Here is a 13977-nt window from a genome sequence, read left to right as displayed (position 1 = left end):
ACGGATATGACTTTTGACGGGGAAAATAAGTAATATGAGTTCTAACAGGGAGCGTGAGCCGTTGCTTGAATGCCGATCAGTCGAGCGTCGTTTCGGCGGTCTGGTTGCGGTGTCCGGCGTTGATCTTGATATACAACAGGGTGAAATCTTCGGTCTGGTCGGCCCGAACGGAAGCGGCAAGACAACCTTGACGAACGCCATCACCGGCTTTTATCCGCCCAATACAGGCAGCATAAAGCTGAATGGCAAGGATATCACCGGGACGTCGCCGCACAAGGTTGCCCGTCTCGGCGTTGCGCGGACGTTTCAGAACCTTGCCCTGTTCAACGGGATGAGTGTTCTCGACAATATTCTGCTCGGTCGTCATATCCATATGCGTTCCGGCGTATTTCGCACGGCTTTATACTGGTGGCTGGCGCGGCCTGATGAGATGGTCAATCGCGAGATTGTCGAGGAAATGATCGAATTCCTGCAACTCGAAAGCATCCGTCATGAACTAGTGGACGGCATTCCGATCGGGCTTAAAAAGCGGGTCGAGCTGGCACGCGCCCTTGTCGCGGAGCCGGATCTGCTGATTCTCGACGAGCCGATGGCGGGCATGAATCAGGAGGAAAAAGAATATATGGCGCGGTTTATTCTCGATGCACGCGCAGAACGGGGAGTGAGTGTTTTGCTGATCGAGCATCATATGGATGTAATCGTCGGGATTTGTGACCGGATGCTTGCCCTGAACTACGGCGAGATGATTGCCAGCGGCATCCCGAAGGACGTTATCAAGGATCCCAAGGTGATCACTGCCTATATTGGAGATGGTCATGGGGAATAACATAACGACATCGCCCGTTGCGTCGCTGGACCAGACTCCGCTTGCCGGGAAAACCCTTTCGCAATTGCTGATGCGGAACGCCACCGAGCATGGAGCAGAAATTGCCATGCGCGAGAAGGATCGCGGCATCTGGCAGGAAATGACCTGGGCCGAGTATGCCGAGGAAGTAATCAAATGCGCCGCCGGTCTTGACGCTCTCGGTGTTGGCGAAGGCCGCGCAATGCTGGTGCTTGGTGACAACCGGATCCGGCTTTACGGCGGGCTGACAGCGGCGGCCATGGTGCGGGGCTTTGCCATGCCGACCTATTCAGGGGCGACACTGGCGGAATTGAAGCATTTCGCCGACGAAGCGCCCATGGCGGCTGCGCTGGCCGAAGATCAGGAGCATGTCGACAAGGTGATGGAGCTGCGCGCCGCCGGCTGCGACATTCCCTATGTCATCTATGACGAGGAGCGGGGCCTGAATGACTATCAGGCGCCGGGCTTGCTGTCCTGGACCGAGCTTTTGCAAAAGGGAGAGGAAAATCTTGCACAGAACCCGGATTTGCGGAACCGCTTGATCCATCAGTCGACACCGGACGATCCGGCGGTTTTCCTGCATTCCTCCGGCACGACAGGTAACCCGAAAGGGATTGTCCTCAGCCAACGCAACGTCATCTCCGCAGCATGGAGCGCCCGTGAAGGCGGCAGTTACGGCGAGAAGGAGGAAATTCTCGCCTATCTGCCGATGGCCTGGGTCGGCGATTATGCCCTGACCGTCGCGGCGGCCATCACCTACCGCTTTACGGTAAATGTGCCGGAACGTCAGGAGACGGTGCTGCGGGATTTGCGCGAGATCGCGCCGACCTATTATCTAGCCGCGCCGAGAAGCTGGGACAATATTCTGACCACCATCCAGGTCGGCATTGAAAACTCCACCAGGTTGAAACAATGGCTCTATCATTTCTTCATGAACAAGGCGGTGGCGGCGGAACGGCGCAAGCTTGAAAGAAAGAATGCGGGCAGTTTCGAATGGCTGTGGCGGCGACTGGGGGAATGGACCGTCTTCGGTCCGATCAAGGATCAGTTCGGTCTCAACCGTGTCGTTCATGCCTTTACCGGCGGCGAGGCGATGGGCGAGGATACCTTCGTCTTCTACCGCGCCCTCGGCATCAAGCTGCGCCAGCTTTATGGCCAGACGGAAAACAGCGCCTTTAACGCCATTCAGTCTGCGGATGAGGTGCAGCTTCATACGGTAGGCCGCCCGCTGCCCGGTGTGACAATCAATATTGCGGATGACGGAGAAATCCTGATCAAGGCCAGCAGCGTATTTGCCGGTTATTTCAATAATCCGGCAGCCACAGCCGAGGCCATCAAGGACGGCTGGCTGCATTCGGGAGACGCCGGTTATCTTGAGGAAGACGGTCATCTGGTTGTGCTGGGTCGTGTTTCGGAAGTGGTGCGCACGGCGGCCGGAGAACGGTTCGTGCCGAACTATATCGAGAACCGCCTGAAATTCAGCCCCTATATCCGCGATGCCGCGGTTGTCGGTGCAAACCGGGATGAGCTGGTGGCCATGGTCTGTATTGATTTTGAAGCGGTCGGCCACTGGGCGGAAGTCAACGGGGTGCCCTATATGTCTTATGCGGATCTGTCGCAGCGCAAGGAAGTGGCGGCAATATTGAAGGAGGCGTTTATCCGCGTAAATGCTGCCCTTCCGGAGACATTGAAGCTGTACCGGTTTGTCAGTCTCCACAAGGAATTCGATCCGGACGACGGCGAGATTACCCGCACGCGCAAACTCCGCCGCAAGGTCGTCGAGGAACGCTATGCGCCGGTGATCACCGCGCTGTATGACGGGTCGAGCGAGGTGCATATGACGGCGATTGTGACTTATGAAACAGGGGAGACGAGCAGTGTGGAACGTACATTGCTTGTATGGGAGGTTTGAATGGACTGGATTTTTCTGGCTGAGCTTTCAGTCAATGGCGCGCTGACAGGTCTTTTATACTCATTGTTCGCGATCGGGCTTGTGCTGGTGTACAAATCCTCCTCGGTGCCGAATCTGGCGCAAGGGGCGCTGACCATGCTCGGCGCCTATATAGTGCTGGCCTTCTCGCTGAGCCTTGGCCTGCCGCTTTGGGTCGCCATTCCGATCTCAATCATCATCATGTTCTTTGTCGGTCTCGGGATCGAGAAGGTGGCGTTGCGTCGTCTGGCGGGCCGCCCGATCGTGATGATCCTGATGATGACACTGGGCCTCGATATCTTTATCCGCGGCACGACAATGGCTTTCTGGGGCGGGACCTCGCGGCCGATGGATCTGGGGGTCAGCTACGATCCCTTCTTCGCGGGGCCGTTGCTGCTCAGCCGTATTCATATGATTGGCGCGGGAGTGTCGGTCGCTCTTTTCATCGCGATTGTCTTCTTCTTCCGCAGCCGTCTCGGCATTCGCCTGCGTGCAATTTCGGACGATTACATGGCCTCATGGTCAGTCGGTATTTCGGTGGAACGCGGGGTCGGGCTCTCCTGGGCGCTTGCCTCTGTCGTTGCCGTGATCACCGGCGTCATCTGGGGCGAGATTCAGAGCGTTGACCAGTCCTTGTCACTACTGCTGCTGAAAGGATTGACCGTGGCCGTTCTCGGCGGGCTGGACAGCTTATTCGGCGCGGTTCTCGCCGGAATCCTTCTCGGCATTCTCGAAAATGTCGGCGCGGCCTATCTCGATCCTCTGGTGGGCGGCGGCAGCCGCGATCTGGTGGTTGCAATTGTTCTGATTCTCACTGTCATGGTGCGGCCACACGGTCTGTTTGGCCGTCACGATATCGAGAGGGTTTAAGGCATGTTTTATCGTCAGGCCGGTATTCGGCATCGCAGTTATGTTTCTGACAGCAAGCTTTTCCCGATCCCGACGGACCGGAATCTGATCTGGTTTCTGGTTCTTCTGGGCATTATTGCACCGTTGGTCGTCGACAGTCTTTATCTGAACAGCTATGTGCTGCCCTGGCTGATTTGGACCGCAGCGGCGCTGGGTCTCAATCTGGTGACAGGCTGGGCGGGGCAGCTTCATCTCGGCTATGCCGCCATCATGGCGGTGGGGGCCTATTCCGCTGTTCATGCCGCCCGCTTCGGTGTTCCCTGGGAATTTGCCTTGCTGATTGCTGGGGTTTCCGCCGCAGCCATCGGCACGGTTTTCTCCTTTGCAGCTATGCGGGTGAAGGGGCTCTATCTTGCGCTGACGACGCTCGCCATGCAATTCGTCATGGACTGGGTTCTCTCGCACGTACCGGCGGTCACGGGCGGGTCCCATGCCTCCCTGCAATCGCCGACCTTCAAGCTGCTAGGCCAGCCGATCACGTCTGATGCAGGGCTTTATTATGTCGCCTTCGGCTGGTGCGTGATCGTGACGATTTTCATTCTCAATATGCGCCGGACCGGTCTCGGGCGGGCGCTGGTTGCCGTTCGTGAAAAGGATTACGCAGCCGCCATTCTGGGGGTCAACAGCTTCTATTATAAGATTGTCGCATTCGCGACGTCGTCCTTCATTGCCGGGATAAGCGGCGCCCTGCTGGTGGCCACCTTTTTCTTTCTGGCGACGCCGGAACAGTTTTCGGTTAATGTTTCCATTCAGGTTCTGGCGATGGTCATCGTCGGTGGTCTTGCCAGCATTATCGGTAGCTATTTCGGTGTTGCCCTTATTCTGCTGATGCCGGGAATTACCAACAGCCTGTTTTCGGCCTTCGCCGATTATCTGGGGCTACAGCTCAATCCGGAAACCCTCGCTCATATCCCGACGGCGGTTTATGGCGCGCTGATCATCGTCTTCCTGATGGTCGAACCGCTGGGGCTGGGCAAGATTTATAACAATATCCGTGATTATTTCCTGGTCTGGCCGTTTGACCAGATGAAAAAATAGGATCTGCCATGAACAGCACTAACGAGACAGAAGCCGCCAAGGATCCGATCCTGACCCTCAACAGCATTGAGGTTCTCTATGATTCCGTTCTGCTGGCGATCAAGGGTGTGTCACTGGAAGTTCCGAATGGCGGGATGGTCGCGCTGCTGGGTGCCAACGGCGCCGGAAAGAGCACGACGTTAAAAGCCATCAGTGGGCTTTTGAAGGCGGAGCGGGGCAAGGTCAGCCGCGGCGAAATCAGGTTCGATGGCCAGGTCATCGGCGATAGCCCGCCCCAGGACCGGGTCGGGCTTGGCATTTGCCACGTGATTGAGGGACGCCGGGTTTTCGAGCATCTGACGCCGGATGAAAATCTTGAAGCGGCGGCGCCGATATCCATGTCGCGGCAGACGCTCAAGTCGGAGAAGGAGCGGATCTACAGTTATTTCCCGCGTCTCGCGGAACGGAAATCTGCGGAAGCAGGTTATCTTTCCGGCGGGGAGCAGCAGATGCTCGCTATTGGCCGGGCGCTGATGACACAGCCGCGTCTGCTGATGCTGGATGAGCCGAGCCTCGGTCTGGCGCCGTTCCTGGTTGTCGAAATCTTCGACATAATTCAGAAAATCAATCGCGAGCAGGGGCTTTCGGTTCTGCTGGTTGAACAGAATGCGGTCGCGGCGCTTAAAATCGTCAGCCATGGCTACTTGATCGAGAACGGTCGGGTGGTGATGCATGATACGGCCGCCGCATTAAAGGCCAACTCAGATATTCAGGAGTTTTACCTGGGAGGAGGTGAAGCAAAGAATTTTCATGACATTAAGCATTACAGAAGACGCAAGCGCTGGTTGACCTGATCACTCGCGCCTGTCCAGTTAAATCAAAGGAGGATATAATGGTTTCGATAAGAAAATATGCAAAGGGATTGGCGGCAGGGGCTGTCTTGGGGATTGCGGCGCTTTCCTCGTCCACATCCATGGCGCAGACCGCCGACCCGATTAAATTCGGCATGTGCTATGATATCAGTAAATCTTACACGTTCGTCAGCCCGCAGATCATCCAGGCTGCCCGGGATCTCGCCGAACTGACCAATATGAAGGGCGGCATTGGCGGTCACCCGATTGAACTGGTCGTGCAGGATCATGGCAATGAACCGCAACGGGGCATTGAATGCTATGAAAAGCTGAAGCGCGAAGGCGTGTTCGTTTTTGACATGCTTTCGACTCCCGTATCCATTGCCGTGCTGCCGCGCATCATGAGTGACAAGAATATTCTTCTTCAGTCCCTCGTCGGACGCGGTGACGCCATCGACGGTAGCGTTTTCAGCCAGGTTTTCCCGGTTGGCCCGACTTATTGGGGGCAAGCTGCCAACGATATCGAATATATTCGTCAGCAGAATAATGGCTCATTGGAGGGCGTCAAGGTCGCGTTTGTTTATGTCGATTATCCCTTTGGTCAGGAACCGATTGAAATCCTGAAAACCCTCGCCGAAAAAGAAGGTTTTGAACTCGGCCTATTCCCTTATCCGCTGCCGGGCAGTGATCAGTCGTCCGCCTGGACGCAGGTTCGTCGTTTCCAGCCCGATGCGATCATCAGCTGGTCCCTGTCGAAAATGCATGTGGTTGCCTCCCGTGAAATGAAGCGGAATGGCATTCCCATGGAGAAGTATATTTCCGTCAACTGGCTCAATGAAACCGATATTGCGAATATCGGTCCGGCAGAAGCCAAAGGCCTGAAGCGTGGCACGAACGTCGCGGGTGGTCAGGATATTCCGATCATCAAGGAAATCATTGCCGAACTGTATGATAAGGGCAAGGGTAACGGGGACATCAAAAGTTTACAGGACGTGTATTATAATACCGGCCTTGCCATTTACTCTGTTGCTTTTGAAGCGGCTCGTCTGGCCGTTGAAAAAAGCGGCGAACCCCTGACGGCGGCGGCGATGAAAGAAGGCTTGGAAAGTATCAAGAATTATGATGCCAACGGTCTATTTGCTCCGGTTACCGTGACCGAGGACGATCATGGCGGCGGCGGCAAGACCCGCATTGAAATGTGGGATGGTGAAAAGTGGGTGCCGCAGACAGACTGGATCGGTGCCTATAACGACATCGTTTGGGAAGTCGTCAAGGAAAGCTCCAAGGCTTTTAAAACCGAGTAATTCTATCGGTTTTGCCGGGGTCATTCTTCCGGTGAATTTGGACGCTATGAGGTGCAGGAGGGCATGGTGCAGGCATGCCCTTCTGCTGCTTTTGTGAAGAGGCGGTTGTTGGCGCCACAGGCGCTGGTTAATTTGAGGATGAAATCATGATTTTTTATGATGAACTGGAAATTCGTAGTGTCGATGAGCGCGTTGCGGCTCAATCTCGGGCTTTACGTGAGATACTTGCCACGCTGCAAGGCCGGGAGGCGGACCTGGATAGAGCCGACCAGGTTCAGACCATAGAGGATCTACCTAAATTGCCGGTCTTTCGCAAGTCCGGCTTGAGCAGCAGGCAGACGCAGACGCCGCCCTTTGGGGGTATGCTGGTTTCCAACTCTACCCATGTGTTTCAATCACCTGGACCGATTTACGAGCCGGGCAGAGCCAGTCGTGATTGGGGGCGCCTCGGCCGGTTTTTGCATGCCGCCGGGATTGGCGCAGGCGATATTGTGCAAAACTGCTTTTCCTATCATCTGACCCCCGCCGGCATGATGTTCGACAGCGCGGCTCAGGCGATTGGAGCCATGGTTTTGCCTGCCGGTACGGGGCAGACGGATTTACAGGTGCGCGCGGCAAAAGATGTGAAATGTACGGCCTATGCGGGGACGCCGGATTATCTAAAGATCATCCTGGACCGGGCGGATGAACTGGGCGTTATGCTGCACTTTAAACGCGCTGTTGTCGGCGGCGGCGCCCTGTTTGCCTCGCTACGCCAGGAATATGCCGCCCGCGGAATTCTGTGTCTGCAAAATTATGCGACGGCGGATCTCGGGAATGTTGCCTATGAAACCGATGCTCAGGACGGCATGATTGTGGATGAACATGTTATTGTGGAAATTGTGACACCCGGCACCGGAAATCCCGTTGAGGCGGGCCAGGTTGGCGAGATTGTCGTCACCTGCCTGAACCCGGATTATCCGCTCATCCGCTTTGCGACCGGGGATATGTCGGCGGTCTTACCCGGACAGAGCCCCTGCGGGCGCACAAATATGCGAATAAAAGGGTGGATGGGTCGTGCTGATCAGGCTACCAAAATCAAGGGTATGTTTGTACGACCAGAACAGGTGGCCGAAATCGTAGTTCGACATCCGGAGGTGAAAAAGGTGCGAGTAGTTGTCACTCGTCAAGGGGAAAAGGATGAAGTGTCGGTGTTAATTGAATCAGAGAAGAAGCATCTTGCCCATTACCGAGAAAGTGTATCGGCTATATTAAAATTGAATATCGCCGTAGAGGTGGTTGCCCCGGACTCTCTGCCAAATGACGGTAAAATTATTGACGACCAACGCGTTTATGATGCATAAAAAAGCTAATTTCTGAAAATGTATTGATGGGATGGTCGCCTTCTGGTCGGGCGTTAGTTGCACTATAATGGAATTTGCAGAACTTCATCAACAGGACGCGTCCATCCCATCAGAGGAAATTGTTCAGGCATTGGGAAATGAAAAAAGATAGAATCTCAGATAGCTAGTCGCCGCCATTCGGTAAGGGCGGTTTCGCGTTTGAGTTCAAAGTCTTTACGGTTACTTAGATGATGTTCTAGGTTGAAATGATTTTGGACTGACGAATGGATTGAGGCAAACTTCTGTAGCGATTTCGCGTTTCTGAATTTAATCATTGCGTGTTCTCATCGCCGGAAAAGTTGATGTGAATTCTCAGTCCTATTGTTGAGCCATCGGCCAGTTACGTGGCAATTAGCATTCCCGACCACCTTCATAGCTGCTTTGTATGAGCGCAGTTTACCGGTTACGATCACTTTTGGATTGCCGTATTTCTTCATGGCTTTTTTCAACAACTTCAAGGCAGCGCTTCGATTACGCCGCTTTGTGACTATAGCTTCAAGAACTTCACCCTCGTGATCAACGGCCCGCCAAAGGTAGAAGGTTTCGCCATTAATCCGGACGAATACTTCGTCTAGATGCCATTTCCATTGTGTTGTTTTCCGCGCTGAAACTGATCTGGTCTTTCTAATTTCTGCAGCAAATATAGGACCGAACCTGTACCACCAAGCGCGTATCGTTTCATAACTCACATCAATGCCCCGCTCATGCAGGAGATCTTCAAATTGGCGCAGTGACAGTGGATATCGAACATAAATCATGACGGCCAGGCGAATGAGTTCTGGTGAGGTTTTGAAATAACGGAATGGATTTTTTATAAGATGACCGTAAATTTGGCATCAGGCTAATTCAAGCACTTTTCCTCTGACAAAGCCCATTCAGCGAGGAAGGCATGTGGCGCATGGCCTTACGTGCCTGTATCGCGGGGCGCGTAGGCCTCCGGCGCATCATCAGCGCCGGAAGAAGAGCAGCCAGAAAGGTCGCGCCGACGATAAAGAAGCTGTCGCGGTATCCCAGCATATTGCCCTGGGCGTAGATCATGTGGCCGAGATGGTTCATTGCTCCGGCTTGCCGAATTGCTTCTGGCACACCGGCCTGCGCCAGCACGCCAGTAACCGTGCTCAGCATATCGGTTGTTGCGCTATTCGCTGAGTGCTGCGCCACCGTGAAGCTATCGACGTAAAGATGTGTGCGCCGCTCAAGTGTAATCGAAAGCAGATTGACACCGAAGGCGCCACCGAGCTGGCGCACGAAATTGATAGCGCCGGAGCCTTGGCCAAGCAGAGCCATGGGCAAAGCCTTGAGCGCGCCAGCATTCAAGCTAGGCATGACGAAACCCAGGCCGATCCGGCCCAGCATGATCCACCAGGCAAATAGCCAGAAGGGGGTATTGGTATGCACACCGGTCATCAGGAACGAGGACAGCGCGAAGACCACCAGGCCGAACATGACTGTGGCATAGGCTGGTGTTTTGTCAGTAAGCCGCCCGGCGATGGGGAAGACGATAGCCAGGATCAATCCTGCTGGCATCAGCAGCAGGCCCGAACGGGTCGGTGTGTAACTCTGGATCGTCTGGACGAACAGCGGAATCAAGAAGGTTGAGCCGAAGATACCTGCTCCGAAGATGAAAGCCACGGCTGAGGCCCCGGCATAGACCCGATTTGTGAAAAGCTTGAGATTCAACATGGGTGCGGGTGTGCGTAATTCCCAGACGATGAAGCCGATGCCCGTGACCAAGGCGAAGACGAAATCGGTCAGGATCGAATCAGACATCCAGCCATAGCGTTGTCCGTTCGACAATCCGTTCAGCAAGGTAACCAGAAACACCGTCAGTAGGCCGAAGCCGATCCAGTCAAACCGGCGCGCCGGACTGGAAGCTGCGCGTCCCGGCATGAAGAGCGTGGCAAGAAACAGACCGATGAGGCAGAAGGGTACGGACATGAAGAAGACGTAACGCCAATTGAAGCTGTCCACCATAATGCCGCCCAGGGTTGGTCCCAGCGCCGGAGCTAGCACCACGCCGATGCCGAAGACGCCCATGGCCGAGCCACGTTTTTCCGGTGGGAAGACTTGGAAAATTACCTGCATGGCGAGTGGCTGGAGAATGCCGGCGGCGGCGCCCTGGAGCACCCGCGCTAAAATCAGCACGTCCTCTGCGGGCGCGAGCCCACCCAAGATGGAGGCAGCGATAAAAACTGACACTGCCAGCATGAAGGTCGCGCGCTGGCCGAGGGTCTCGACCATCCAGGCATTGAGCAGCATGGTCCCGGTCATGGCCGCGAGGAAGCCAGTGGACAGAAGCTGTGCCTTGTCCTGCCCCATACCGAAGGTGCCCATGATGTCGGGTAAGGCCACGTTGACGATGGTGGCGGTCAGGATCGTGGCGATCGTACCCATCATGACCGTCACTGTCACCAGCCAGCGATAGGCTGGGCCGAAGCGGGCGAACAGCCCTTCGATACTATCTGGATCTGACGAATTACTCATTAGCCCTAGCTTCCAACTCCACCATCATGCCGGGCTTAAGTCTGCCGCTGTCTTGGGCGACCGAAATGCGCACCGGCAGCCGCTGTGTGATTTTGGTGAAGTTGCCACTCGGGTTGGGGTTAGGCAGTAGCGCAAACTCGCTGGTGGCAGCCTGCCCGACGCGCGCGACCGTGCCTTCGAAGCGCTGTCCCGGCAAGGCATCGACGGTGATAGTGACAACCTTTCCGGGCTGGAAAAATCGGATGTCGGTCTCCTTGACGTTCGCCTCGACGCGTACGTGCTCCGGGTCATGCACCATCAGCAGACGCTGGCCGGGCGTGATGTATTCACCTGCGTCCACGAAAACCCGGTCAACCACCCCGTCGAAGGGCATGACGATGACGCGATCTTCGAGATTGAGTACCGCTCGTGCCCGTTGCGCCTGCAGGCGTTGTTCCTCTGGATCAAGCTTCGCAAGCTGGGTGCGGAGCACTGTGAGTTCCTCGCGCGCGGCTTCGGCCTCGGCAAGGGCGGCACGGGCATTCTCCAAGTCGGCCTGTGCGCTCAACGCCTGTTGTTTTGCAGTCTCCAGCACCGCCCGCGTCTGGTCCAGACGCGCACGGGTGATGTTTCCCCTCGGCACCAGCTTTTCAGCTCGATCATTGTCCTGTCTCGCAAGTTCGTGTTGCGACATCACGGCGGCCACCGCGGCTTTGGCCGCCTTTACGGTTGCCTGTTTGGCGGCGATCCGGCTTATCGTCTGGCGGTCGATCAGCTTGATGCGCGCATCGATCTCTTCCTGGTGACGGGCGATTCCAGCGATCTGCGCATCAAGTTCCTGAATGAGCAGCTGGCTTTCCCGGTCATCGATCCGGACCAGCACTCCGTCCTTCCTAGCAGCCTCGCCTTCGATCACCTCGACAGTTGTGATCCAGCCGGGAACCCGGCTGCTCAGGGCGACAATGTCGGCCGCAATGCGGGCATCCGTAACAAAGACATGGGTGTACTGCTGATACAGCCACCAGGCACCGGCTCCGAGAACAATGAGCAATGCCAGGATCGCGCCATAGAGCCGCCGGGATCGCCCGCGGGCAGGCGTCGAAGCAGTTTTCGATGTCGTTTCCGTCTTGGTATCCACGGCCGAGGACAAACTGGTTTCATCGCTCTGGCGTTCCATGTGACTCATATGCTGACCATCGCTCACTTGTCCATCGGAGTTTCATGCGCAAGCTGCGTCGCTCTTGGCGTGCCGCCCAACTTGCCGGCGAGCTGCTCGAAGACCTTCAGACAGGTCGTCACCTCAGTATGGGATATGTCGGAGAAAATTTCCGCACGCACCGCCGCCGCGGTCTCTTCGATCCGGTCCAGAACGGGGTTGGCCTCTTTGCGCAGGTGAACCGATTTGGTGCGGCGGTCGGCGGCTTCTGTTCGGCGCTCGATCAAACCGTCGGCTTCAAGCCTGTCGAGGGTGCGCACAAGGGTTGGTCCCTGCACCCCTACTGCCTCGGCTAATTCCCGCTGGGTTACTGCTTCGGGCAGACGGGAGAGATGTAACAGCGTCAACCAGCGAGACTCAGTGAAACCAATGGTAGCCAGGCGCCGATCGATTTCGGCGCGCCACAGCCGGGCGACCAGACCGAGGTGAAGGCCGAATTGTTCTTGATCGTTGAGAGATTTTGTCATCTCATTGCCTGCATAATTGTTCTACTATATTATATATTAGATAGCCATCTATCAAATATCAATATGTTTCTTGTCAGACACTATCAGAGAAAAACTAGTCTTTGACCGTATCTGAGCAACTCCATGAAACAGTCCGCTATTGGTGGAACCGGTTTGGTCCACTGTTTACGCGCGAGATCCGGAAGAAGCGGATCCATCCGTCTCACAACTATTCAACTTGGAAATGGCATCTTGGTGAGGTCTTTGTGAAGGTCAACGGAGAAATGCGTTACCTATGGCGTGCCGTCGACCACGAGGGTGAAGTCCTGGAATCCTTCGTTACTAATTGCCGCGATCGCAAGGCAGCCCTTGTTTTCCTTAAGAAACTTATGAAATGATATGGAAAACCTCATGTGATTGTAACGGACAGATTACGTTCCTACCGTGTAGCGATGAAGGGAATCGGAAATGGAACATCGCAAGTTGTTGGCCGATGGAAGAACAATTGCTGTGAAAACTCCCACCTGCCATTTCGACGACGAGAACAAGCGATGCTGCAATTTAGGTGCTTGCAAAGCCTCCAAAAATTCGTCTCAATCAATGCTTCATTCCATAACCATTTCAACCATGAATGCCACCTAACCAGCCGAGAAGAATTCAAGCTTCAAAGAAATGCCGCACTGACCGAGTGGTAGAAACTTAGCATGGAGTAATAGCGGTACGTTTGTGCCATTTTACGCTATACGGAGACAAGGTCGCATTCCTCTGACAGCACCGCCAGCTATGCATGACCCAAGCTCGATGACCACAATATTCTCTAACGGTAACATGTCCCGATAAATTTTCCGTCTGATGTTGAAAATTGTCTCTGCTAGCGCGGCCTCAATTTCGACGAGGGGGTTTCCCCAGGGGTGTGTTATTCGTTGTTTCCGCTGTAAAACTGCCGAAGCGAAAATATTCTCAGTTGCTATTCGGGGCGTCCAGCCATGATCCGTAATGGGTTATAAGTAAGCACTGTTTCATTCTTCTGATTGACAATTTTGTTGAATGTTCGGACTTTACCTCGGCCCTTGGAAGTTGCACTCAACTCAATTACCTCACATTCCACATGGATAGTATCTCCAACGAAAGTTGGGCCTTTGATATCCAGTTCCATATTCAGGAAGGCAAGCCCAGTATGCTGCATGGTTGACTGCACAAGCAAACCTTCGGCGTAAGTATAGGCTAATGCGCCCGGCACCACACGACCTGAAATGCTACCATGACTTGCAAGATATTCAACGTCTGTAAAGATCACTTCCAACATGCCGGTGCAGGATATGAAATTCACCAAATCCGCTTCCGTGATGGTACGCCCAATCGTGCGAAATTCTTGCCCGATTTCTAGGTTATTCCAATATAGGCCTTGGCCGACAAATTCCATAAAACTGACTCTTTCAAAAAATAACACCCAAAATCGTAATAAGGCTACCAAGTTTACGCTGCCTACACAAGATACAAAATTTCTGTAAATCTCCTAGTATTTTGATTATAATGCTATTTCTGTGATGTAGGTGCTGACGGGGAACACGGGAAGTAGCTTTGTCGCATTTACAAAGAGGAACGTCTCACGTTG

At 54.6% G+C, this 13977-nt stretch carries 11 protein-coding genes; 7 read left to right on the top strand and 4 right to left on the bottom strand.

What is annotated here, in order from left to right; translation table 11 throughout:
• Positions 1 to 34: 34 nt before the first annotated feature.
• From AAC599_RS19410 to AAC599_RS19380, 7 genes are all read left to right on the top strand, one after another.
• Positions 35 to 826: an ABC transporter ATP-binding protein gene (locus AAC599_RS19410; protein WP_293963452.1), complete on the top strand. Its 792-nt coding sequence runs from the start codon at positions 35 to 37 to the stop codon at positions 824 to 826.
• Positions 816 to 2756: an AMP-binding protein gene (locus AAC599_RS19405; protein WP_293963451.1), complete on the top strand. Its 1941-nt coding sequence runs from the start codon at positions 816 to 818 to the stop codon at positions 2754 to 2756. The genes AAC599_RS19410 and AAC599_RS19405 overlap by 11 nt, the downstream gene beginning before the upstream one ends.
• Positions 2757 to 3644, top strand: a complete 888-nt coding sequence (locus tag AAC599_RS19400) for a branched-chain amino acid ABC transporter permease (protein WP_293963449.1) — start codon at positions 2757 to 2759, stop codon at positions 3642 to 3644.
• Positions 3645 to 3647: 3 nt separating this feature from the next.
• Positions 3648 to 4721, top strand: coding sequence for a branched-chain amino acid ABC transporter permease (locus AAC599_RS19395; protein ID WP_340152050.1), 1074 nt, complete (start codon positions 3648 to 3650; stop codon positions 4719 to 4721).
• An 8-nt stretch (positions 4722 to 4729) separates the two neighbouring features.
• Positions 4730 to 5554 carry an ABC transporter ATP-binding protein gene (locus AAC599_RS19390; protein WP_293963446.1) on the top strand — a complete coding sequence of 275 codons (825 nt, stop codon included), beginning with the start codon at positions 4730 to 4732 and terminating at the stop codon, positions 5552 to 5554.
• Positions 5555 to 5592: 38 nt separating this feature from the next.
• On the top strand, positions 5593 to 6855 hold the full coding sequence (locus AAC599_RS19385; RefSeq protein ID WP_340152049.1) for an ABC transporter substrate-binding protein: 1263 nt from the start codon (positions 5593 to 5595) through the stop codon (positions 6853 to 6855).
• Positions 6856 to 7001: 146 nt separating this feature from the next.
• Complete coding sequence (locus AAC599_RS19380; RefSeq protein WP_340152048.1) at positions 7002 to 8198, top strand: hypothetical protein; 1197 nt, start codon at positions 7002 to 7004, stop codon at positions 8196 to 8198.
• Positions 8199 to 9083: 885 nt separating this feature from the next.
• Here the strand turns inward: AAC599_RS19380 and AAC599_RS19375 are convergent.
• The 4 genes from AAC599_RS19375 to AAC599_RS19360 all read right to left on the bottom strand — a co-directional run bounded on the left by AAC599_RS19375 (position 9084) and on the right by AAC599_RS19360 (position 13785).
• Entirely contained in the window at positions 9084 to 10721 is a 1638-nt protein-coding gene (locus AAC599_RS19375; RefSeq protein ID WP_340152047.1) for an MDR family MFS transporter, read from the bottom strand.
• On the bottom strand, positions 10714 to 11877 hold the full coding sequence (locus AAC599_RS19370) for an HlyD family secretion protein (protein ID WP_340152046.1): 1164 nt from the start codon (positions 11875 to 11877) through the stop codon (positions 10714 to 10716). The genes AAC599_RS19375 and AAC599_RS19370 overlap by 8 nt, the downstream gene beginning before the upstream one ends.
• Positions 11878 to 11900: 23 nt before the next feature.
• A complete protein-coding gene (slyA, locus tag AAC599_RS19365; protein ID WP_340152045.1) occupies positions 11901 to 12383 on the bottom strand; it encodes a transcriptional regulator SlyA in 483 nt (160 codons plus the stop codon).
• 946 nt (positions 12384 to 13329) lie between these two features.
• The gene (locus AAC599_RS19360) at positions 13330 to 13785 is read right to left on the bottom strand and encodes a MaoC/PaaZ C-terminal domain-containing protein (RefSeq protein ID WP_340152044.1); all 456 of its coding nucleotides are present in this window, start codon (positions 13783 to 13785) and stop codon (positions 13330 to 13332) included.
• Positions 13786 to 13977 lie beyond the last annotated feature (192 nt).

The organism is uncultured Sneathiella sp. (assembly GCF_963976355.1).
In the GTDB taxonomy this organism is placed as follows: Bacteria; Pseudomonadota; Alphaproteobacteria; order Sneathiellales; family Sneathiellaceae; genus Sneathiella.
This window is presented reverse-complemented; position numbering and strand designations above follow the sequence as displayed.